The following is a 21,398-nucleotide window of genomic DNA, read 5'->3' on the forward strand; positions in this document are numbered from 1 at the left end:
CTTGGAGGCGAAAACCGCACAGCATTTAATCAAGGATTACATTGATTCAAACGCTGTGCTTCAAACAGATAAAAGTACCACCTTCTCAGACCTGAGTGATTGTATTGATGTTCATGTCAGAGAAATCTCTGGTACACAAGAAGGCAATTTTAACCTCAAATGGGTTCATATTGCCATCAGTAACTTAAAGAAACACCTGCAGACATACCATATGATCAGCGAACGAATGATGCAGAACTATCTGGATGAGTTTTGTTACAAGCTAAACAGAAGATACTTCGGTCAAAAACTCTTTGACAGACTCATTATTGCTTCAATTTACCCATACTGGCATGATTGCGGATAATCATATTTTTTTATTATGGAAGTTCACAGAGTGTGCCAAAGCTGGAAAATAGCCCAAACATTCATTTTTGCAGGATTACCGGAGTTCAATTGCTTACTATCCGTACATAACTTGTGCGAAAACGAACAAACCCAAAACCTTTATTGCGTTTTTAATCGTCAACTACCCGTCAATTTTTCAAATAAATTACTATTTTACATACTCTATTTTACTGAATTACAATTATTTAAACTAAATAAGATCAAGATGGAATCTAAAATCCAAAATGTTGCCTATGAATTAGCAGGGATGATCTATGGTATTTCTCTAGACGGACATGTCAATAAAAATGAATATGATCAGCTCAAGGCTTGGTGTACCAATCATGAGCACCTCTGCGAAATGGAAGAATTTAAATCCCTCCATGAGCAAATCAACCCCATCATACAATCTGGTGTAGTCACCAGTGAAGAAATCGAAGACCTCAAAGAGATTCTAGATAATTTTCTGGAGAAAACCGGCCCAAAAGATGAAAAAAAACTCAATATGTTTTTTCTTCAAGGACTCTTTGAAGGCATTTTATCCAGTGGTGAGGTCAATACCTATGAAGTCTATAAACTTAACCAATGGATTCAAAAAAATGAGCATTTGAAAAATCAAAAGCCATTTGACGAGCTCTATGGGATGATCGGACAAGTCTTAAAAAATCATAGAATCAGTGACGAAGATGGAGTAAAGTTGAAGTCTTTTTTCAGTGAAATGATAGCCAAAACAAAAGCGAGCTGATTCTAAAATCGGCTCGCTTTTGCTTCCAGCTTATCTTGCGCCTGGCCGATATCTTTCCTTGGCTCTTGCATTGACATCTTCTGCATAAAATGCTACTTCTTTAAAGTTTCCATCCGCATATCGCAGTGCCTGATCTGTGAAATGAGGAGATTCAGGATTAGCATTCTGCCCACCTGCAAGGATACTTTTTGCCCTTACCTTTTCACCAAATTCTACGACAGCCACAAAGCTATTTCCAGAACTTCCGTACAAACGCTTGGTACCTTCTTTGGCACTTGCCCCATAGGAAGCCAGTGCGCCCCATCTTCCCGATGCCATACCTATAGGGATATAAGGTTGATCATCATCAAACTTCAAGTCAATATCACCTGACAATCGCTGGAACCGATTGATTTCTCCCCAAGGTGTAGACCAAATGCCAAAATCCTCGTTCATTTGAGTGATTGTTTCTTCCAAAACATTCAGCATAGCTTTTTGTACTTCAGGTTGAGTATGAGCAGTCAAGGTTTCTTTCTCGACCAGTTCATTAAGATCTCTAAATTCCCGCTGATAATTGATTCCATAGAAATGCGCCAAACTCATAGCCACCGATTCTTTACTCGTCCTAAAACCCCAGTCCTTCAAAATAGCTATGGCCTCCCCTACTGCAGCACTTGCTCCAAACTTATCGTAAGCCTGAATCAAAGGAGGAATTAATCGCTCAAAAGCAGGAATAAATGGATCGTAAGCCAACTCCCTGAAGCTATCCAAAGTAAGGTCTTTTGCATCTTGAAGTACTTTCACAGCATGAATTCCTCTAAAATTCTCCTGATCGGGAGCCATATAAACGGGATAATCCTCAGGCTTTGGACTATAAGGGCCTGCTGCTGTAAAAGGGGTAGAATTGCAATTCTGAATCCAACCTGTCGCTGGATTTAAAATCGTAATGCTTTCATCTACTGTATGTAGCCCTTGCCAGTCTGTCTCAGGATTGGAGCCATCCACAGGTCTCGCAAAATCAAATGCTTGATTTCTCTTAGGAATAAAATTCCCGTGAAAATAAGCGATATTCCCCTCTGCATCAGCAAATACCGTATTGTTGGAAGAGTTGGTCCGGATATCCATCATTTCCCTAAACTCCTCATAATTATCTAGTTTGGTTCGGGTATAGCTTTGGATCAAAGCATTTACAGGGTCCCAGTTGATTTTAGTAGCAACCCATTTATCTCCAAGTTTATGGGTAATAGGACCATGATGCGTCCTGTAAAAAGTAAATTCACGCTGATTAATAGCCCCATCCTCCTTGTAATTAAGGGTGATAGTTTTGCTTTCTACTGCTCTAGTCTCCTCACCATATTTGTAAAATAAGTCACCGTCCTTTTCGACTATTTCTTCTTCAAATTCATCTATAAAATCTACAAAGGTAGAAGTGTGAATCCAGCCTGTTTTTTCATTAAATCCCTGATAAACAAAAAATTGCCCCCAAGTCACTGCTCCATAAGCATTCAGTCCTTCCTCGCTTACTACATGGACTTCGGGTCTGAAGTAGAAAGAGGTATGAGGATTGATCAAAAGCATGGCATTGCCAGATTGAGTCAGTTCTCCTGAAACAGCAATACCATTCGATCCTTTGGGCTCTTCATTGGGATCCGCGTGATGAAGACCATCTCCATATTCGGTTAGTGCCAGAGCTTTATCCTCCTCATAAAATGCCTGTATACGACGAGTAGAGATCCGCTCAATGTCTCCTCCGATTGACCCTTCGGAAAAATACATCGGGAACCAAGGCTCATACCTTTTGATGACCTGAGGTTCAACTTCCGGGTGGGTATGAAGGTAATAATTAACCCCATCAGCGAATGCATCGCAAAGTTCCTGCAACCACCTTGGTGCTGATGCATAAGCTTCTTTGGCCTCCTCCTCGGTCATGTACATATTAGCTCTTAGGTCAGAATAAAGTGCCTCTGCACCCTCTAGCTCAGCTAGTCTACCTGTGGCCCATATGTAATTTCGCTCGACTCTTCGAAAATCGTCCTCGCACTGTGCGTACAAGAGACCAAAAACCACATCAGCATCTGTTTTGCCATACACATGCGGGACACCAAAATCATCTCTCACGATCTCTACGCGACTAGCTTGCTCTTCCCACCTATCCATTTCAGATTGCTGACAGGAAACAGCTGTAAAACTCCAAACGCTCAGAAGGAGCAAAAACTTAAATTCTCTCATTTTTAGTAATATTGGGTGAAGTACAAGAAGAAAATTACACGAAATTCTATTGCTGCACAAAAGGATTATTTAGCGATGGGAATGATAGTGATTAACGGGTAATATTCTCCTCAGACTTTTAATCAGATCAATCTCTATCTTTTGACTCTGTTCCCAGCCTCTTCGTATTTTATTTACTTGCGTGATGGAGCTAGCTCCGATTACTAGTGAAGCTACCGCTGCCTGCGAAAGCCCAAACTTGATCAAGACCGACTCAGGCATCATCTGAGTATCTCCTATCACTTTCTGAAATTTCTGGATTTGAGAAGCGCTGTAATTCATGTATTCCATGGCTTGTTTATCCACCAATAATCCCTTTGCAAATGCTCCTCTAACCAATACCCTTGTATCAGAACCCTCCAATGCAGGGAAAACAGTCTCTTCTGGCCTTCTGTCCAAAGGACTGTATTGCATCATCACAGTGGCAGGAGGATTCATACCCATAACCTTTCGGATGACATTCGGACGTATAGAAGAAATCCCAAACTCACGAATTTTACCTTGGCTTTTCAAAAGTTCAAAAGCCTCCAAGGTTTCTTCCCAAGGATCCTCAATAGTACCCCCATGTAGCTGGCAGAGGTCTATGTAGTCGACTTGAAGTCTTTTAAGGCTGTTTTCTACTGCCTCAAGAAGGTATTCCTTTTTGGGATTCCAGCTCCAGCTTTTACCGTCGGGATGAAGTTGATTTCCTACTTTGGTCGTCACAATCACTTGATCACGGCGATCCTTTATGCTTTCACCTACTATTTTTTCATTTTCTCCATTTTGATAGAGATCTGCTGTATCCAAAAAGTTTATCCCCCCATCCAATGCTGCATGGATGATAGCTTTCCCCTTATTTTTTTGAACAGGAAGAGACATACAGCCTAATCCAACCTCTGAAATTTCTAATTTGCAATCCCCTATTTTACGTGTATTCATTTGTCCTTCAATCGATTAATTTTTGAATCTTTGGTTCAAAAAACTTAAGATAAATTTTACAGTTAATTCAATCAAGAAACTACGGCATTCCTGCTATAATCCCTATTTTTGGGAGCTCAAAAACCTACAATTATGAAAAAAATCGCTGTTTTTACCTCAGGAGGAGATAGTCCGGGAATGAATGCCTGCATCAGGGCAGTAGTACGTACTGCTATTTTTAAAGGACTTGAAGTATATGGGATACATAGAGGCTACGAAGGAATGATTGACGGGGACATCAAAAGAATGCATTCCTACTCGGTAAGTAATATCGTACAGCGTGGAGGTACCATTCTCAAATCAGCCCGATCCGAAAAATTTAAGACTCCCGAGGGTAGAAAGAAAGCCTTTGATAATCTGAAGTCACATGGCATAGAAGGACTTGTAGCTATAGGTGGAGACGGTACGTTCACCGGCGCCAAAATTTTCCATGAAGAATTTGGCATTCCTGTCATCGGCTGCCCTGGAACTATTGACAATGATATTTATGGAACTGATTATACTATTGGTTTTGATACAGCTGTAAATACGGCGCTGGAAGCGATTGATAAAATCAGAGACACCGCGGCAGCGCATGACCGGATTTTCTTCATCGAAGTAATGGGAAGAGATGCAGGATTTCTGGCAGTAGAATCAGGAATAGGCGGCGGTGCGGAGTTTGTAATGGTACCTGAAACAGCCACAGACTTAGACGCTGTAGTCAAATCCCTAAAAAACCTCCGCAAGACCAAGACCTCAAGCATCATTGTCGTAGCAGAAGGTGACGACGAGGGAAATGCCGAAGAAATCATGGCGAAAGTGAAATCCAAAATTAAAGATGATTCAAAAGAATTTAAAGTCACTACATTAGGTCATATTCAGCGAGGAGGCAATCCCACGGCAAGAGACCGTGTATTGGCAAGTCGATGTGGCATGGCGGCCGTAGATGGTCTGCTTCAGGGTAATTTTGCTTGTATGGCGGGTGTAATGAATCAAGCCGTAGTCTATACCTCATTTGCCGATTGTATTGGTAAAACCAAACCTTTGATCGAGGATCATCTCAAACTTATTGATATCTTAAGTATTTAAAATATGGGCTTTATCCCTTTATTCTTGACAGTGGGAGGTGCATGCCTCCTCTTTTTCCTCACTGTAAAAAACTCTTTACAAAAAAGGCTCAATCTTCAGCGTGAACTGATCGCCAATTTAAGTTTGGCTCTTCCGCAGCTTGGCCTTATAGCCGGTGAACTTGCCGACCCCGAGGTGATTCAGGAGAAAATCAAAGAAACTGAACTCAAAAAAAGCCAAAAAGAGGAAAGCAATAAAGTAATCAGAGAGCTTAAAATCAATAAATTACAATACAACAAACTCATCAAAAAAGCTCCCTACAATTGGGTGGCAAAATTAGCGGGATTTCAGGCCATCTGACTTTCGATATAGGCATATATCGCATCGACGGAATCAGGGTGAAACCATCGTATTTCACTATCCTTCCTAAACCAAGTTAACTGTCTTTTCGCATAGCGACGAGAGTTTCTTTTTAACAAGCGTATGGCTTCTTCTTTGTCGTATTTTCCCTCCAAATATCCAAATAATTCTTGGTAGCCGACGGTCTGAAGAGCATTCAAATGTCTAAAAGGAAAAAGCTGCTCAGCTTCTTCAATCAGACCAGATTCCAGCATTTGATCCATTCTCCGATCAATCCTATCATAAATTTCTTCTCGGTCTCGGTCAAGACCGATTTTGAGAATTTGAAAAGGTCGAATCGTCTCTTTCCTTTTTCTAAAACTTGAAAAAGGCTTTCCAGTGCCAAGACAAACTTCCAGAGCACGCATCAATCGCTGAGGATTTTTTTGGTCGACAACCTCATAATATTCAGGATCAAGCTTCTCTACCTCCCGCTGTAAATAAGACAAGCCTTTCTCTTGATAGTCGAAAATCACCCTTTGCCTCACCTCCTTATGTACCTCTGGCATATCATCAAGACCTTTGGTCACAGCATCTGCAAACAGTCCGGAACCTCCCGTCATGATTACGCTTTTCTTTTCTTTGAAAAGCTGTTCAAGGAGTGTTATAGCATCTTTTTCAAACATTTTAACATCATAATCCTCATGAATGGAAAGTGAATTGACAAAATGATGAGGCACTAGTTTGAGCTCTTTTTGGGTAGGCTTGGCTGTGCCTATTTCCATTTCTCTATAAAATTGCCGACTATCACTCGATAAAATTTCGGTATCGAATTTTTTAGCTAGATTTATACATAAATCGGTTTTGCCTACAGCGGTGGGACCTACTACCAAAATCAGAAATGAAGCCTTTGCCAAGAGGAGATGTTTTTGATCAGAATTCAAAAGTCCAAAGTTAAACTATGAAAAGCAAAAGAGTACTGATCGTAGAAGATAATGATCTTAACCGCAAGCTTTTTGAAAATTTGATTGGTCAATTATGGGGGTTTGAGAGTGCAAGCAATGGAAAAGAGGCTGTAGAAAAAGTCAAGCAATCTGATTTTGATCTGATTCTGATGGATATACAGATGCCAGAAATGGACGGAATATCTGCCATGAAGGAGATCAGGCTTTTAGGGAAAACAAATCCCCCTATAGTCGCTATTACAGCTTTTGCCGACAATGGAGATCGGGATACTTTCTTAAAACAAGGGTTTGATGAGTTCATTGCCAAACCTATACGGCCCCGGGAGTTTTTGGAAGTCCTCGAACGAATGATTCAGGGAGGCCGGCTAGAATCAGCTAATCCTTCGGAGGAAATTGCTGAAATGGATAAGATTTTGGATTTGAGTGTGGTCAAGCAATTGATGAAATACAATAGTCCCAAAATCATCAGATCAGTATTTGAAGACTTTATCAGAGAATCTTATCGCCTAATCAATGAATCCCAAGCTCAGGTTAAAGCAAATGATTTTGAGGAATTGGCCAAAACCATTCATATTATCAAAGGAAATTCCGGCACATTGGGTGCCAACCGAATTTATACACAAGCCTTTAACATCGAAAAACAGCTTAAAGATAATTTGACAATAAATTTTGAAGAAAAAATTCAAAATCTTGAAAATGAAATCCGCTCTTTTCAAGATTTTTTACAAGAAGAAAGTAATTTTATGCCATGAGTGAACCTAAAAAAATATTGGTAGGAGAAGATTCTTCTGTCATTATCAATCTAACAAAGAATGTCCTTGCCTTCGAAAATTATAAAATGACGGCGGCTAGAAATGGAAAACAAGTCCTTGACTTTATGGAAAAGGAGGACTTCGATTTAATTTTAATGGATATCAGTATGCCAGTATTGGATGGTTTGGAATGTACCAAAGCCATCAGGGAAATGGAAGAAGAGAAAAAATCCAAAATACCGATAATCGCCATTTCCGGAAATATCCATAATTATACCATGGATGATTTCAGAAAAGCTGGATTTGATGAATTTATCCAAAAACCACTAGACTTTGATAAAGTACTCGCTACAGTAAAAAAATACCTGAGTGCCTAAGCTATGGCTATAAGATACACCAAACACTTTTTGGACAAGCTCGAGAATCTCTTTGCAGCATCAGAGTACATCCTGCGCTACGAAAAAGGGAACTTCAAATCGGGATATTGTGTATTGAATGAAAATAAAATCGTCATAGTCAACAAGTATTTTCCGCTTGAGGGAAAAATAAATGCGCTGATTGACATTTTAAATGAACTTCAATTCAACCCTCAGGATTTTAAGGAAAAAGGAAATCAGGAATTTTTAAAAGAATTGAAACAAACGACACTTAAGTTTTGAAAATCACTTTTCTAGGAACAGGAACTTCTCAAGGCGTTCCCGTCATAGGTTGCTCTTGCGAAATATGTAAATCACTCGATTTCAGAGACAAAAGATTTCGCACGTCTGTACATGTGCAAGTGGGAGAACTCAGTTTAGTTATCGACACTGGGCCTGATTTCCGGGCCCAAATGCTAAGAAGCAAAGTAAAAAAGCTGGATGCGGTGATTTTCACCCATGAACATAAGGACCACACTGCAGGACTGGATGACATCAGACCTTTCAATTTCATGCAGCAAAAGGACATGCCTGTTTTCGGGAGAAAGCAAGTCCTAGAACAGATCAAACAAGAATTCTCCTACATTTTTGCGAGTAAAAAATATCCCGGAGTACCTCAAGTCGAGGCTATCGAAATCGATGAAGCTGCCTTCTCAATTGAGGGTATTCAAGTGACCCCTATTCCTGTGATGCATTATAAGCTTCCTGTCTTAGGTTTTCGAATAGGAGACTTTTCTTACATCACTGATGCCAATGATATTCCCCAAACCTCCATTGATTTGGTAAGAGGCTCGGAAATTGTCGTGCTCAACGCACTTCAAAAAACATCTCATATCTCTCACTTTACACTGGAGGAAGCTATAGATATGGCCAAAACATTGGGTGCAAAGAACACTTATTTCACCCATATTTCTCACAAACTGGGACTTCATAGCGAAGTAGAAAATGAACTTCCTGAAGGGATACACCTTGCCTATGATGGTCTTGAGTTATCTTTGCCTTAATGCATCTGAATTTTCATTTCCTAAGGTTTCTTTGCCCTCGACTCACAGAAAATTTTTCTGGGTTTTTGATCACAGCCTGTTTTTCTCAAAGTAAAGATGAACTGATCCTAGCTGCCGAAAATGAAGGAAGGGAACTCTATATCCGGCTGCACTTTTTGCCTCCCCAGATTTTCTACAGTTTTACAAATAAATTTCAAAGAGCCAAGCGAAATAGTATTGATCTATTTCCTTTCCTCATCGGTCAGAAAATCAAAAACTTTGAGGTACTCGCCTTTGAAAGAGCCTTCTTGATCCAATTTGATTCGGAAGACCTTCTTTTGATAAAACTTCATGGCAATAGAAGTAATATCCTCTACTACCCTAAAGAAGAGCTAAATCCAAGGGCGATATTTAGAAATGAACTCAAAGAAGATAAGACTTTGGATTGGAAGAGTTTGAGAAAAGAGCTTTCCTTGAATAAAGAAATATTTTTTTCACTAGAGGGAAATGCTTCTCAGTTTTTGCCCACGCTAGGGAAAATTCCCCGTGAATGGCTAAAAGATAAAGGCTACATAGAGGCCTCAGTAGATGAAAAATGGAGACTCATGCAAGAGCTCATGGATATGCTTGATAGCCCTTTATTTTCAATTGCTCAAAAAGACACCGAGGTTTATCTCACACTTTTACCGGACACATATAATATTCAATCCATTGCTGACCCGATAGAGGCACTCAATGCGCTTTTTTACAAGGCCTTAGTGGTAGGGAACTTTGAAAATGAAAAACGAAAACTTCTCAAAGCATACGAGGATCAGGCCAAAAAGACTCAAAACTATATTCAAAAATCCTCTCAAAAATTAGATGACCTGGTCAAAAGTGCTCCTCCATCCCAGTTAGCTGATGTGATAATGGCTCATCTACACGTTTTTGAAGGAGGAGTTCAATCTGCCGAATTAGAAAATTTTTATACCAATGAGCGTATAATAGTCAATTTAAAACCCAATCAAAAACCACAGGATCTAGCAGCCCAACTCTACAGAAAAAGTAAAAATCGACAACTAGAAATCCAACAGTTAGAGAATAATATAAAGGCAAAAAAAGAACTTCTGGAAGAATTGGATACAATTGTATTTGACCTTCAAAACATTTCAGAATTCAGAGACCTTAAAAATTTTAAGAAGCACCACAAAAAAGACAAGTCCATTCAAAAAGATCAAAGCAGTTTGCCATTCAGGCAGTTTGAGATAGAAGGCTTTGCCGTTTGGGTAGGTAAGTCAGCAAAGGATAATGATGAAATGCTGCGTAATTTTACTCACAAAGATGACATTTGGCTTCATGCAAGGCAAGTCACTGGTTCCCATGTTATTATCCGGAAAAAAGGAAATTTAAAGATCAGTGATAGAGTCTTAGAGCGTGCCGCTGCTTTAGCTGCATTTTACTCCAAATTAAAGACTGAAAGCCTAGCCCCAGTGATTTTTACAGAAGCGAAATACGTTCGAAAAGTTAAAGGAGCTGCACCGGGTTCAGTGATGGTAGATAGAGAATCAGTTGTGATGGTGACTCCTCAAGGGCCAGATCAAGAAATAGGAATTTCCAGCTGAGCTATGGGCTGATCAAAACTCGCGGCCGAGGTTTACCCAATGAAATTTTCTTAAAACCGTTGACCAACACCACAGTACCTCCTATTCCTGTCGCTCCTCCTGCATAAAGTAGGGCTTCTCCTAAATCCGGATTTCTACCCAATAATTGTCCTCCTATAATGGTGACTGTATAACCTACAGTTGCAATAAAAATACCGGTCTTCAACTGCTTTTTGGATTGATGCAAATTAAGTTCTACCTGATAGAGATCTTGATCTAATTGCAAGACTACCTGCTTCAGTGAGTCTAGGGCTGCCCTTTGTTCACTACTTTGGGCATAAGTTATACCCGAAAACGTACACATTAAAAGCAGCGTAATTAGAGAAATTCGTGACATTTTTACTGATTTATCCAATTTTTAAATTCGCCTACACGCTCTCTAGCAACCACGAGAATGTCTTCGGATTTTACATTGAGCGAAAGGGCAAGACGGCCATTTTGATAAGGTCGAATCTCCATTAGTGCTTCCAAGTTAATAATCATCGATCGGTTAATCCTATAAAACTTTAAAGGGTCCAAAAGATTTTCATGAAGGTCGGTAAGGGAGTGCTCGACCATATATTTGTTGGATGAGTTGGTCTCAACGAGATAGGTGATTCCTTCTTCAGAAAAAAAATAGGCCACCTTCTCTATGGGGATAAATACCATTTTTGATCCAAGTTTGGTTAAAAATCTCTTTTTAAACGTTTTTGACGAATAATTCTTTAAAATATCATTGAAAAAATCTTCTGGGAAGGAAAAGTCCGATTTACCTTTGCTGAAGGAACTTGCTTTTTTCAAAGCCATCAATAAACGGCCCTCCTGAATTGGCTTGAGTACATAATCAATGCAGTTATGATCAAAAGACTGAAGGGCATATTGATCATAAGCGGTGATAAAAATAATGGGAACTCTGATTTCAAACTCCTGTAAAGCTTTGAAGCTCAACCCATCTGCGAGATGAATATCGCATAGTATAAGATCAAAATTCTGAATACGGCTTAAAGAATCTCTCAATTCCGAGACAGTTTGTGCTGACTCTGTCACTTTCCAATCTTCCCTATGATTTGACAAAATGGAAACAATTCGCTGCTTCGCTAAGGGTTCATCTTCGACTAACAATATCTTCATGAGCATCAATTAATGGCAAAACAACTTCAAAAACTCCTTCTTGATCTATGATTTGAATAGACTGATTTAAAAACTTATATCGATCCGAAATGTTTTGAAGTCCAATGCCCGTTGATGTGTCTACCACCTCCTTGGGCTGAACTAAATTCCTGACAGTTATTGTTTTTTCACTGGCAATGATCTTGATCTCCAAAGGTTTTTTTGTGGTGAAAAAATTATGCTTTACTACGTTTTCTACCAACAATTGAAGTACAGCAGGGGGTATCATTCGTTGGTATGCATTTTTTTCTATGCTCATCGAAAAACTCAATGAGTCCTGAAACCTAATCTGTAACAGGTCAAGGTAGTTTTGAAGAAAAGCCAATTCTTCTTCCAGGCTTACCAACTCATTGATTTTATTATTGAGTACATAGCGGTAAATCTGACTTAACTTTTGTAAATATTGATCAGCTTGATTTACATTTTGATGGATCAGAACCGAAAGCGCGCTAAGGTTATTGAAAAAGAAATGAGGATTTAATTGCGCATTGATAGATTCCAATTTAGCTTCTGTACCGAGTAGTTTTAATTTTTCTGTCTCAAGTTCTTTTTCATTCAGTTTTTTGCTGAAGAAATAAATGGAGTTTAAACAATTCAAGAATAAATTTAACCGGGACAAAAATCCAAAAGTAAGCAGGAAGTTTTGTTTACTATATCCGAAAATCCCTCCAAAAAACAGATCACTCATAGACACTGAAACTATGGCCAAAAACACCATCGCTACTGCACTGACTAAAAATTGTATAATCAAAGGATGAATTTTATGGAATTTTTTAAGCATCCATGCCTCAATCCCCCAATTGATCATCCAGATAGCATAGGATAAAAATATGATTAGAATAAAAAGTTGATTTTCGGGAAGGGATGCTTGGTAAAGCCTATCACCATCCAAAATGAGAATATTGAAGAAGGAGTATAAACCGAGTAAACCCGGAAATAACAATTTGTATCTATGCCCAAACATTTGCTATATCCTTTCTACACAAATAGATGAATTGCCTGATGAAAACGAGTTAGTTTTAAATATTAGCCCCACTCTATTAAGTAGTTAAGTAGTACCATCCGAAACTCAACTTTAAAGAGAAAAATAAAAGGGAGAGATAGTTTCTCTCCCTTTTTTGTGGTAGTTAAATTATCCTATGACTAGTCAAGTGTAGGTAGAAGTACTCCGTCTATTACATGCACTACTCCGTTTTCTACTGCTACATCAGCAGTCACTACATTGAAAGTGTTTCCTGCTGAATCGGTTACAGTAACACTGTTTCCATTTCTTGTTACAGTAAGATTTTCTCCGGCTAAAGTTGGTACTTCTTGTGCACCTTCTTGTAAATCAGCAGCAAACGCCACCGCAGGAACCACATGGAAGCCGAGTACTTTCTGGACATTTTCTATACCAATAGCATCTACTAGTTCTTCCAATGAGCCTAATTCTAAAGTACTCAAAAGATTAGTAAAGGCCTGATTAGTAGGAGCAAATACCGTGATATCTTCAGCATCTAAAAGGGTCTGTGCCAAACCTGCAGCAGTTACTGCATCTAACAATACGGTAAGGTTAGCAGCTGTAGCCGCCTCCACGATATTTGGTAAATCCTCAGAAGGGAGAAGTACCCCGTCAATTACATGAACTACACCATTTTCAATGGCAACATCAGCTACTGCTACGTTGAAAGTATTTCCTCTTGCGTCAGTCACAGTCACATTTGCACCTGACCGGGTTACAGTCAATTCCTCATCGGCTAGCGTAGGTACCGTTTGAGAACCTTCTGCAAGGTCAAAAGAGAAAGCGGTAGCAGGCACTACATGGAAACCTAGAATTCTCACTACTTCCTCAGCTCCAACCGCATTAATCAAGGCTTCAAGAGAGTTTAAATTTAATGCGCCCAAAAGGTCAAGGAAGGCCTGATTAGTAGGCGCAAATACGGTAATCGCTTCTGCGTCTAGGAGAGTCTGACCTAAACCTGCTGCGGTCACTGCATCAAGCAATACAGTCAAGTTTGCTGCAGTAGCGGCTTCTACAATATTTGGCAAAGTCAATTCAGGAAGTAGCACTCCATCGATGACATGAACAACACCATTAGAAATCGCTACATCAGCTGCGACTACATTAGCAGTATTTCCAAGCGCATCAGTCACAGTGACACCTGCTTCTCCAGCTGCTACAGTCAATTCCTGACCAGCCAGCGTGGTGAATGTGTTCGTAGCTTCTAAATCTGAAGAGAAAGCCACCGCAGGTACTACATGGAAACCGAGTACGGTCTGAAGGTTTTCAATTCCTCCGATTTTAGCTACCAATTGATTGAGATTAGAAACGCCGAAGAATGCGAGGGCATCTCCGAAGGCTTCATTAGTAGGAGCAAATACAGTAATCGCTTCAGCATCTAAAAGTGCTCCTCCGAGATCAGCAGCAGTAACTGCGTCCAACAAAGTAGTCAAACCAGCAGCGGTTGCGGCTTCTACAATTGTAGGCAACATCAAATCAGGAAGCATTACCCCATCGATCACGTGTACTACACCATTAGCGATTTCTACATCAGCGGCTACAACTCGAGCAGTTCTTCCAAGCTGATCGGTTACAGTTACGTTTCCACCTGCTACTTCTACAGTAATGTCCTGTCCAGCCAACGTAGTGAACGTATTGCTAGCATCTAGGTCTGAGGAGAAAGCCACAGCAGGTACTACATGAAATCCTAAAACTCTTTCAAGATTGGCAACTCCACCAATCTTTACCACCAATTCGTCCAAATCAGCCGCACCGAAAACTTCCAATGCAGCGGCAAACGCCTCATTAGTAGGCGCAAACACCGTAATAGCTCCTGCAGATAATAAAGTATTGGCCAATCCATCTACGGCAGTAACGGCTGTCAATAAAGTAGTCAAATTCGCCTCTGTAGCAGCTTCTACTAAGGTAGGCTTGGGAAGCTCGATAGAAGGAATCAATACACGGTCAATTACATGAACCACACCGTTTTCAATTTCCACATCCGCCTGAATAACAGTGGCAGTAGCACCAGTAGCATCTACTACAGTGACCACACCCGGAGCACGATTCACAGTCAATTGCTGTCCAGCTAGTGTAGTGACTACATTCGTTTCATTAAGTTGCTCAGAAAAAATCAAAGTAGGAACAACATGAAACCCTAAAACAGTCTCAAGATTGGAGGCCCCTCCTAAATTCTCTACCAACTCGTCGAGGTTATTGGCATCAAATGCTGCAAGTGCATTAGCAAAAGCATCATTGGTGGGCGCAAATACTGTAATCGCATTTTGGTCTTGAAGTGTAGCTTCCAATCCAGGGATTGATCTCACTGCAGTGACCAAGGTCGTCAAACCGGCGTCTTCAGCTGCCTCTATTAAGGTGGGAAAAGGAATCGGTCCTTGATAGTCTTCATTTTCACAGGCAAACAGTGAAATAAAAAAGGTACCGATAAGCAAGTACTTGAAAATTTTTGTCATAGCTTATTTTGGTTAGTTTGGTCTCTTAACCAAAAAACATGACGAATTGATTATTTATTTTTTATGAACTGTCGATTTTTCAGGTTGAACTGTCGAATAGTGAGGTTAAAAAGCAATTTTGGGTAAATCTATCTCTAATTTCTTCAAAAAGCTTTGGATTAAACAAATCAAAAAAGGCTGCCTCAAATTAAATTAAGACAGCCGTTTCTAATAGGTCTATAAAATTCTAATCTACAAGATGAATTTTAAGCATATTAGTTTTACCCTTGGCTTTAAGTGGCATGCTGGCAGTATTGATGATAATATCGCCTGTGTTTACATGTCCATCTTCTTTCAATTTATCTTCAATATCCTCAAAAGTAGCATCAGTGGACACTTGATTTTGGTAATGATAGGCCCTTACACCCCAAACTAGGGACATTTGCGTAATCAGCTTTTCATTTCTAGTAAACACAAAAATACTGGCTTTGGGTCGATGCGAAGCAATCCGGAATGCAGTAAAACCCGAGGAAGTAATACCTACAATTGCTTTTGCCTTCACATTTCTGGAAAGTCTGGCAGCCATCAAAATCAAATTATTACTCAGGAAAGTTTGATCAGCATCACTGATTTTATAAAGGTTATGATATATATCGGCATTACTCTCTAGGTAGCTGATAATACTACTCATTGCCTTCACAGCATGAACTGGGTAGTTTCCTGATGCTGTCTCAGCAGATAGCATCACAGCATCTGCCCCATCTAACACTGCGTTGCCTACATCATTGGTTTCTGCACGCGTAGGCCTTGGATTTACAATCATACTCTCCATCATCTGAGTAGCAATGATGACAGGCTTGCAAGCGAGCTTACACTTCTCTACCATTCGTTTTTGCCAAAGAGGGACAATTTCCATAGGTACTTCTACTCCCAAATCTCCTCTAGCCACCATGATAGCATCTGTGGCCTCAATAATCGCATCAATATTTTCCAAGGCTTCCGGCTTCTCGATTTTAGCTACGATTTTACAAGACTTACCGGCCTTTTGAATACGCTCTCTCAAATCATGGATGTCTTCTGCCGATCTTACAAAAGATAGCGCTATCCAATCCACTTCTTGAGCAAGTCCAAATTCTAGATCTTCTAAATCCTTTTCTGTCAATGAAGGAGCGGAAACTTTAGTGTTGGGAAGGTTGATTCCTTTTCTTGATTTCAAAACACCTCCATGAATCACTGTACAATTGACATTTTTACCGTCAGTAGAATTCACCACTAGTTCCAGATTACCATCGTCAATCAAAATCCGATCACCTTCCTCCACATCGTTGGGCAAATTTTGATATACTGTACTTACAAGTGACTTTGTACCCACTACCGGGTCATTGGTGATGGTGATTTGATCTCCCGGATTGATTTCGACCCCATTGTTTTCCACTTCACCAACTCGGATTTTGGGTCCTTGAAGATCTTGTAATATTCCTAGATTGCAATTGAGCTCTTTGTTGATTCCTCGGATGATTTTGACCACTTCCTGGTGTATGTCATGAGTACCATGTGAAAAATTTAATCTGAAGACATTGGCTCCTGCTGCTGCTAGACTTTTGATGGTTTCGTAATTATTGGAAGCAGGCCCAATCGTAGCCAATATTTTGGTTTTGTTAAAATGACTCATTGATTAATAAGTTAATAGGTTTTCTTTTGATTTAATTTTGGTGATATCAAGTTTCATTACGTTCTGAATAAAGGAGACCCTCGCCAGTTTGTTGGCGAAGGTATTGATGTCGATCAGAAAAGTATGGTCTTGAACCAGGAGAAAATAATCCATGTATTTCAGTTCTGGGATAAGATAAGCGACTTGATGGGTGGAATTGACGGCTTTATTTTTCAGCAATTGAACATATCCATGTGGTAAAGAAAGGAAATATTGTGAAATTTTTAGCATTGGACCTGAAACAAACTCGATTTCTAGGTCCTCGGTTTTAATCAAATCCAGCTCTAATTCACGATTTATCAGCCAGGCCATTTTGTACTCTTTCACAGGAGACATAAGGCCTAAAATTTCAAAGTCATAAATGTGATCAAATTGTAGCTTTACCTTCTTCATAGAGGCGGATATGGAGCAAAACAAAGGTAGAAATAAAAATCCAACTCAACGAAAAGAACAAACGATCAAAAATTTACTTCTGCCATTTCTTTGTCAATTAGCTTTTAAATATATTTCTTTGCGAAGTGTTATTAACTAAACTGATCACAAAATGTCTGAAATTGCACAAAAAGTAAAAGCCATCATCGTTGACAAACTGGGCGTTGAAGAGTCTGAAGTCACTATGGAAGCTAGCTTCACCAATGATTTGGGAGCTGATTCTTTGGATACCGTAGAGCTTATCATGGAATTCGAAAAGGAATTCAACATCTCTATCCCAGATGATCAGGCTGAGCAAATCGGTACGGTGGGACAGGCTGTTTCCTACCTTGAAGCTAACGTAAAATAATAACCCCTAAATTCATTCCATGAATTTAAAAAGAGTTGTTGTAACTGGTATAGGTGCCCTTACCCCCATAGGCAATACTGCAGAGGAATTCTGGAGAGGATTGTCCATGGGTGTAAGTGGTGCTGCACCAATTTCTAAGTTCGACGCTTCTAAATTTAAGACTCAATTTGCCTGCGAAGTAAAAAATCTCGACGTAGAACAGTTTATTGATCGCAAAGAAGCTAGAAAGATGGATCCCTTCACCCAATATGCCATGATCTCTGTGGATGAGGCCATGACGGATTCAGGTCTGGATCTTGACAAAATCGATAAATCCCGTGCCGGTGTGATTTGGGGATCTGGTATTGGTGGATTGCGTACTTTTCAGGATGAGGTGACTGATTTTGCCCTTGGTGATGGTACTCCTCGGTTTAATCCTTTCTTTATCCCAAAAATGATTGCAGACATTAGTGCGGGGTTCATTTCCATCAAATATGGATTTAGAGGACCAAACTTCTGCACCGTGTCCGCTTGTGCATCTGCTACTAATGCCCTTATTGACGCATTTAACTACATTCGATTGGGACAAGCTGACTTATTCATCAGTGGAGGTTCTGAGGCGACTGTGACTGAAGCAGGTGTCGGAGGTTTTAACGCGATGAAAGCATTGTCGCAAAGAAATGACTCCCCGGAAACAGCCTCCAGGCCATTTGACAAGGATCGTGACGGTTTTGTGTTGGGAGAAGGAGCTGGAGCCCTTATTCTAGAGGAATACGAGCACGCCGTCGCTAGAGGAGCTAAAATCTATGCTGAGATTGTTGGTGGAGGAATGTCAGCTGATGCTAATCACATCACAGCACCGCATCCAGAAGGATTAGGGGCTAGCAGTGTGATGAAAGCAGCACTAAAGGACGCAAATCTATCTCCTGAGAGCATTGATTATATTAATGTGCACGGAACTTCTACACCATTAGGAGACCTTTCAGAAGTTAAAGCCATTCAAAATGTCTTTGGAGAGCATGCCTACAAGCTGAATATCAGCAGCACCAAATCCATGACAGGACACCTGTTGGGTGCCACTGGTGCGATAGAAGCTATAGCTTGCATCTTGGCCATTAAAAACAGCCTAGTGCCGCCGACCATAAATCACTTCACAGATGATGAAGCTATTGATCCTAAATTGAATTTGACATTCAACAAGGCACAATCCCGAGAAATAAGCTATGCGCTAAGTAATACTTTTGGATTTGGTGGACATAACTGTTCCGTCATTTTCAAAAAACATAACTGATCAGGGTTTGAAACTCTTTCAGAAACTCGGATTTCACTTTCTCTTTCTGAGTAAAAAAGAAAAAAGGCTTGCAAAATCAATCAAACTCCTGATTGGTAGCAAGCCTTTTAACGTTTCCTTGTATCAGCTCGCCCTCACTCCTGCCGGACTCGCTGAGGAAAACGCCAAAGGTTTTCGGATATCAAATGAACGTTTGGAATTTTTAGGAGATGCTTTATTGGGAATGATCGTAGCTGAACACTTATTCCAAAAGTACCCTTTCAGGGACGAGGGTTTTTTGACAGAGTCCCGCTCCAAACTAGTCAATCGAGAAAGCCTTAATGAAGCAGGAATTAAAATTGGCCTCAAAAACATCTTAGACCAACTCCTAGGGGACAGGAATTTCAACGCTAACAAATCCCTTTATGGAGACATGCTGGAAGCCTTTGTAGGTGCCATCTACTTAGACAAGGGCTATTATTTCACCAAGCAATTCGTACTCAAACGTATTCTTCTTCATTTTAACTTAGAGGAAATGATTGCTGCGACCACCAATTACAAGTCGAAAATAATCGAATGGTCACAGCGGGAAAACAAACAAGTCGAATTCAAAGTAATTCAAGTAAACGGCAACCAACGCTTCAAGGAATTTGTTGTTGCCCTCGAGGTAGAAGGCAATAAAACCTCTCAAGGAAAAGGCTCTACCAAGAAAAAAGCCGAGCAGGAAGCTTCTAAGAATGCCTGTGAAACTTTAAAAATACCTACTTAACAACCACTTGAATGGCCGCTATTAAAATCGCCGGAGGTCCTATAAATCAAACACCACTTGACTGGAAAGGCAACCTCCAAAGAATTATCTCTGCAATAGAAGAAGCCAAAACGAAGCAGGTAGATATTCTTTGTTTTCCCGAATTGGCAATAACCGGCTATGGGTCCGAGGACTTATTTTTGAGTATCTGGTTTCCCAATAAAGCTCTAGATCAATTACATGCTCTAATTCCTCATTGCAAAGACATCACCGTCGCTGTAGGCTTACCGGTCCGGTTGGAGAATAAAGTCTATAACACAATGGCCATCATCAAGGATGGCAAACTCGAAGGGTTTGTCGCTAAGCAATTCATGGCCATCGATGGAGTTCATTATGAGTTTCGTTGGTTTACGCCATGGGAATCCAATCGACTTATTGATTTTGATTTTTTTGGAGAGAAAGTGCCCTTTGGTGATCAAATTTTCCAACATGGAACAATGAGGTACGGCTTTGAAATCTGCGAAGATGCATGGCGTGGCCCTGTTCGTCCAGGCTATCAGCTTCAAAAAAGAGGGATTGATTTGATTTTCAACCCAAGTGCCAGTCATTTTGCAATGGGTAAAACCTGGGAGAGAAAAGAACTCATTGAATTCAGCAGTAAAACGTTTGATTGTTATTATTGCTACGTCAATCTGTTGGGAAATGAAGCAGGCCGGATGATTTTTGACGGAGAATGCGTGCTTTCCCATCAGGGAGAAATATTAGGAAGAAATCAGCTACTTTCCTTCGAAGATTTTCAAATCGTACCTTTTGATTTGGATCCAAAACCTCAAGCTATTGCCCCCCTGCTAGAAAAAGAATGGGAGTTCACTCAGGCTTCTGCCTTAGGCCTGCATGATTATCTCAGGAAAAGTAAAAGCAGAGGCTTTGTGCTTTCTCTGTCTGGAGGAGCGGACTCTTCCAGTATCGCAGTATTGGTGGCAGAAATGGTCAGAAGAGGAATTAAAGAACTCGGAATATCGAGATTTTGCGAACGATTGGGATTGTCGAGTGAAAATCAATCCGAGCAATCACTGATGAGCCAACTCTTAATCACAGCTTACCAAGGGACAATAAATTCATCCCAAGAAACCTTTGAAAGTGCTAAAAACCTAGCGGAGAGTTTAGGGGCTACATTTTACCATTGGACCATTGACGAAGAAGTTCTATCCTACACGCAGAAAATAGAAAATGTATTAGGTAGAAAACTTACATGGGACAGCGACGATATCGCGCTTCAAAATATTCAGGCACGATCGCGGTCTCCCATTATCTGGCTTTTGGCTAACATCAAAGGCGCCTTGCTCCTTTCCACCTCCAATCGAAGTGAGGGAGATGTAGGATATGCGACTATGGATGGAGATACGAGCGGAAGTATCTCGCCAATAGCTGGAGTAGACAAACACTTTATTCTCCACTGGCTCAAGTGGGCAGAAAAAAACCTTAATCGCTCAGGTCTTGCTCAGGTCAATGCACTGCAGCCATCTGCAGAACTCAGGCCTCAAGAAAATTCTCAGACAGATGAAAAAGACCTCATGCCCTATGAGGTAATTGTTGAAATCGAGAAACTTGCCATTCGTGACAGAAGATCTCCTTTAGACATTTATTTAATCCTAGGAGAAGAACTATCCCTAGAAAAGCCAGTTTTGAAAGGCTATATCAAAAAATTCTTTCAACTTTGGTCAAGAAACCAATGGAAACGCGAACGATATGCACCATCCTTCCATTTGGATCAGTTTAACATAGATCCAAAAACCTGGTGTCGCTTCCCCATTCTTTCCGGAGGGTTTGCTGAAGAATTAGAATTACTAGAACAACTCTGAATCAAA

22 protein-coding genes are annotated in these 21,398 nt (G+C 40.3%); 13 read left to right on the forward strand and 9 right to left on the reverse strand.

Translation table 11 applies throughout. From position 1 onward, the window contains the following. Together BLQ57_RS09495 and BLQ57_RS09500 are read left to right on the forward strand one after the other, a co-directional pair. Positions 1-346 (forward strand): IS1595 family transposase (locus BLQ57_RS09495; RefSeq protein WP_139162656.1); only part of this gene is annotated, 346 nt, incomplete at its 5' end. Positions 347-592: 246 nt separating this feature from the next. Then, positions 593-1,111 (forward strand): hypothetical protein, encoded by a 519-nt coding sequence (locus BLQ57_RS09500; RefSeq protein ID WP_087939115.1) that lies wholly within the window; start codon positions 593-595, stop codon positions 1,109-1,111. A gap of 30 nt (positions 1,112-1,141) precedes the next feature. Here BLQ57_RS09500 and BLQ57_RS09505 read toward each other — a convergent pair whose 3' ends face one another. Continuing rightward, positions 1,142-3,319: an acylase gene (locus tag BLQ57_RS09505; RefSeq protein ID WP_087939114.1), complete on the reverse strand. Its 2,178-nt coding sequence runs from the start codon at positions 3,317-3,319 to the stop codon at positions 1,142-1,144. A gap of 69 nt (positions 3,320-3,388) precedes the next feature. Then, on the reverse strand, positions 3,389-4,279 hold the full coding sequence (locus BLQ57_RS09510; RefSeq protein WP_087939113.1) for an aldo/keto reductase: 891 nt from the start codon (positions 4,277-4,279) through the stop codon (positions 3,389-3,391). 132 nt (positions 4,280-4,411) lie between these two features. On the opposite strand from BLQ57_RS09510, the gene pfkA reads away from it, so the two are divergent. Further along, positions 4,412-5,386 (forward strand): 6-phosphofructokinase, encoded by a 975-nt coding sequence (gene pfkA / locus BLQ57_RS09515; RefSeq protein WP_087939112.1) that lies wholly within the window; start codon positions 4,412-4,414, stop codon positions 5,384-5,386. Positions 5,387-5,389: 3 nt separating this feature from the next. Further along, the gene (locus BLQ57_RS09520; RefSeq protein WP_087939111.1) at positions 5,390-5,725 is read left to right on the forward strand and encodes a hypothetical protein; all 336 of its coding nucleotides are present in this window, start codon (positions 5,390-5,392) and stop codon (positions 5,723-5,725) included. Here the strand turns inward: BLQ57_RS09520 and miaA are convergent. Beyond that, on the reverse strand, positions 5,713-6,621 hold the full coding sequence (gene miaA, locus BLQ57_RS09525) for a tRNA (adenosine(37)-N6)-dimethylallyltransferase MiaA (protein WP_087939122.1): 909 nt from the start codon (positions 6,619-6,621) through the stop codon (positions 5,713-5,715). The genes BLQ57_RS09520 and miaA overlap by 13 nt on opposite strands. 44 nt (positions 6,622-6,665) lie before the next feature. Between miaA and BLQ57_RS09530 the strand changes: the two genes are divergently transcribed. From BLQ57_RS09530 to BLQ57_RS09550, 5 genes are all read left to right on the forward strand, one after another. Then, positions 6,666-7,421 (forward strand): response regulator, encoded by a 756-nt coding sequence (locus BLQ57_RS09530; protein WP_087939110.1) that lies wholly within the window; start codon positions 6,666-6,668, stop codon positions 7,419-7,421. Next, on the forward strand, positions 7,418-7,798 hold the full coding sequence (locus BLQ57_RS09535; protein WP_087939109.1) for a response regulator: 381 nt from the start codon (positions 7,418-7,420) through the stop codon (positions 7,796-7,798). The genes BLQ57_RS09530 and BLQ57_RS09535 overlap by 4 nt, the downstream gene beginning before the upstream one ends. Before the next feature lie 3 nt (positions 7,799-7,801). Next, on the forward strand, positions 7,802-8,080 hold the full coding sequence (locus BLQ57_RS09540) for a hypothetical protein (protein ID WP_087939108.1): 279 nt from the start codon (positions 7,802-7,804) through the stop codon (positions 8,078-8,080). Then, positions 8,077-8,841: an MBL fold metallo-hydrolase gene (locus BLQ57_RS09545; protein ID WP_087939107.1), complete on the forward strand. Its 765-nt coding sequence runs from the start codon at positions 8,077-8,079 to the stop codon at positions 8,839-8,841. Before BLQ57_RS09540 ends, BLQ57_RS09545 begins: the two co-directional genes overlap by 4 nt. Before the next feature lie 65 nt (positions 8,842-8,906). Continuing rightward, positions 8,907-10,421, forward strand: a complete 1,515-nt coding sequence (locus tag BLQ57_RS09550; RefSeq protein ID WP_240507784.1) for an NFACT RNA binding domain-containing protein — start codon at positions 8,907-8,909, stop codon at positions 10,419-10,421. Between the two features lies 1 nt (position 10,422). On the opposite strand, the gene BLQ57_RS09555 is transcribed toward BLQ57_RS09550, so the two are convergent. From BLQ57_RS09555 to BLQ57_RS09580, 6 genes are all read right to left on the reverse strand, one after another. Continuing rightward, positions 10,423-10,797, reverse strand: coding sequence for a hypothetical protein (locus tag BLQ57_RS09555; protein WP_139162703.1), 375 nt, complete (start codon positions 10,795-10,797; stop codon positions 10,423-10,425). Positions 10,798-10,799: 2 nt separating this feature from the next. Then, positions 10,800-11,570, reverse strand: coding sequence for a LytR/AlgR family response regulator transcription factor (locus BLQ57_RS09560; RefSeq protein ID WP_087939104.1), 771 nt, complete (start codon positions 11,568-11,570; stop codon positions 10,800-10,802). Continuing rightward, a complete protein-coding gene (locus BLQ57_RS09565; RefSeq protein ID WP_087939103.1) occupies positions 11,545-12,573 on the reverse strand; it encodes a sensor histidine kinase in 1,029 nt (342 codons plus the stop codon). The genes BLQ57_RS09560 and BLQ57_RS09565 overlap by 26 nt, the downstream gene beginning before the upstream one ends. A 179-nt stretch (positions 12,574-12,752) precedes the next feature. Then, entirely contained in the window at positions 12,753-15,062 is a 2,310-nt protein-coding gene (locus BLQ57_RS20900; protein ID WP_139162704.1) for a fasciclin domain-containing protein, read from the reverse strand. A gap of 226 nt (positions 15,063-15,288) precedes the next feature. Beyond that, a complete protein-coding gene (gene pyk, locus BLQ57_RS09575; RefSeq protein WP_087939102.1) occupies positions 15,289-16,713 on the reverse strand; it encodes a pyruvate kinase in 1,425 nt (474 codons plus the stop codon). Positions 16,714-16,716: 3 nt separating this feature from the next. Beyond that, on the reverse strand, positions 16,717-17,145 hold the full coding sequence (locus BLQ57_RS09580) for an IPExxxVDY family protein (RefSeq protein ID WP_087939101.1): 429 nt from the start codon (positions 17,143-17,145) through the stop codon (positions 16,717-16,719). 151 nt (positions 17,146-17,296) lie between these two features. On the opposite strand from BLQ57_RS09580, the gene BLQ57_RS09585 reads away from it, so the two are divergent. Genes BLQ57_RS09585 through nadE form a run of 4 tightly spaced genes read left to right on the forward strand, consistent with a single transcriptional unit; the run spans position 17,297 to position 21,392 of the window. Continuing rightward, positions 17,297-17,533 (forward strand): acyl carrier protein, encoded by a 237-nt coding sequence (locus BLQ57_RS09585; protein WP_024282156.1) that lies wholly within the window; start codon positions 17,297-17,299, stop codon positions 17,531-17,533. Positions 17,534-17,552: 19 nt separating this feature from the next. Next, positions 17,553-18,803, forward strand: a complete 1,251-nt coding sequence (gene fabF, locus BLQ57_RS09590) for a beta-ketoacyl-ACP synthase II (protein ID WP_087939100.1) — start codon at positions 17,553-17,555, stop codon at positions 18,801-18,803. Between the two features lie 7 nt (positions 18,804-18,810). Next, positions 18,811-19,551 carry a ribonuclease III gene (gene rnc, locus BLQ57_RS09595; RefSeq protein WP_087939099.1) on the forward strand — a complete coding sequence of 247 codons (741 nt, stop codon included), beginning with the start codon at positions 18,811-18,813 and terminating at the stop codon, positions 19,549-19,551. An 11-nt stretch (positions 19,552-19,562) separates the two neighbouring features. Next, on the forward strand, positions 19,563-21,392 hold the full coding sequence (gene nadE, locus BLQ57_RS09600) for an NAD(+) synthase (RefSeq protein ID WP_087939098.1): 1,830 nt from the start codon (positions 19,563-19,565) through the stop codon (positions 21,390-21,392). Positions 21,393-21,398: the final 6 nt, after the last annotated feature.

The organism is Algoriphagus faecimaris, assembly GCF_900101705.1.
GTDB lineage: Bacteria > Bacteroidota > Bacteroidia > Cytophagales > Cyclobacteriaceae > Algoriphagus > Algoriphagus faecimaris.

What these genes read in the sequence shown, in the direction of transcription:
- BLQ57_RS09510 (WP_087939113.1), bottom strand. Translation starts at nt 4,279, where the DNA reads ATGAATACACGTAAAATAGGGGATTGCAAATTAGAAATTTCAGAGGTT.
- BLQ57_RS09505 (WP_087939114.1), bottom strand. Translation starts at nt 3,319, where the DNA reads ATGAGAGAATTTAAGTTTTTGCTCCTTCTGAGCGTTTGGAGTTTTACA.
- BLQ57_RS09585 (WP_024282156.1), top strand. Translation starts at nt 17,297, where the DNA reads ATGTCTGAAATTGCACAAAAAGTAAAAGCCATCATCGTTGACAAACTG.
- BLQ57_RS09580 (WP_087939101.1), bottom strand. Translation starts at nt 17,145, where the DNA reads ATGAAGAAGGTAAAGCTACAATTTGATCACATTTATGACTTTGAAATT.
- BLQ57_RS20900 (WP_139162704.1), bottom strand. Translation starts at nt 15,062, where the DNA reads ATGACAAAAATTTTCAAGTACTTGCTTATCGGTACCTTTTTTATTTCA.
- BLQ57_RS09540 (WP_087939108.1), top strand. Translation starts at nt 7,802, where the DNA reads ATGGCTATAAGATACACCAAACACTTTTTGGACAAGCTCGAGAATCTC.
- BLQ57_RS09565 (WP_087939103.1), bottom strand. Translation starts at nt 12,573, where the DNA reads ATGTTTGGGCATAGATACAAATTGTTATTTCCGGGTTTACTCGGTTTA.
- nadE (WP_087939098.1), top strand. Translation starts at nt 19,563, where the DNA reads ATGGCCGCTATTAAAATCGCCGGAGGTCCTATAAATCAAACACCACTT.
- BLQ57_RS09530 (WP_087939110.1), top strand. Translation starts at nt 6,666, where the DNA reads ATGAAAAGCAAAAGAGTACTGATCGTAGAAGATAATGATCTTAACCGC.
- BLQ57_RS09520 (WP_087939111.1), top strand. Translation starts at nt 5,390, where the DNA reads ATGGGCTTTATCCCTTTATTCTTGACAGTGGGAGGTGCATGCCTCCTC.
- BLQ57_RS09560 (WP_087939104.1), bottom strand. Translation starts at nt 11,570, where the DNA reads ATGAAGATATTGTTAGTCGAAGATGAACCCTTAGCGAAGCAGCGAATT.
- BLQ57_RS09500 (WP_087939115.1), top strand. Translation starts at nt 593, where the DNA reads ATGGAATCTAAAATCCAAAATGTTGCCTATGAATTAGCAGGGATGATC.
- fabF (WP_087939100.1), top strand. Translation starts at nt 17,553, where the DNA reads ATGAATTTAAAAAGAGTTGTTGTAACTGGTATAGGTGCCCTTACCCCC.
- BLQ57_RS09535 (WP_087939109.1), top strand. Translation starts at nt 7,418, where the DNA reads ATGAGTGAACCTAAAAAAATATTGGTAGGAGAAGATTCTTCTGTCATT.
- pfkA (WP_087939112.1), top strand. Translation starts at nt 4,412, where the DNA reads ATGAAAAAAATCGCTGTTTTTACCTCAGGAGGAGATAGTCCGGGAATG.
- BLQ57_RS09555 (WP_139162703.1), bottom strand. Translation starts at nt 10,797, where the DNA reads ATGTCACGAATTTCTCTAATTACGCTGCTTTTAATGTGTACGTTTTCG.
- pyk (WP_087939102.1), bottom strand. Translation starts at nt 16,713, where the DNA reads ATGAGTCATTTTAACAAAACCAAAATATTGGCTACGATTGGGCCTGCT.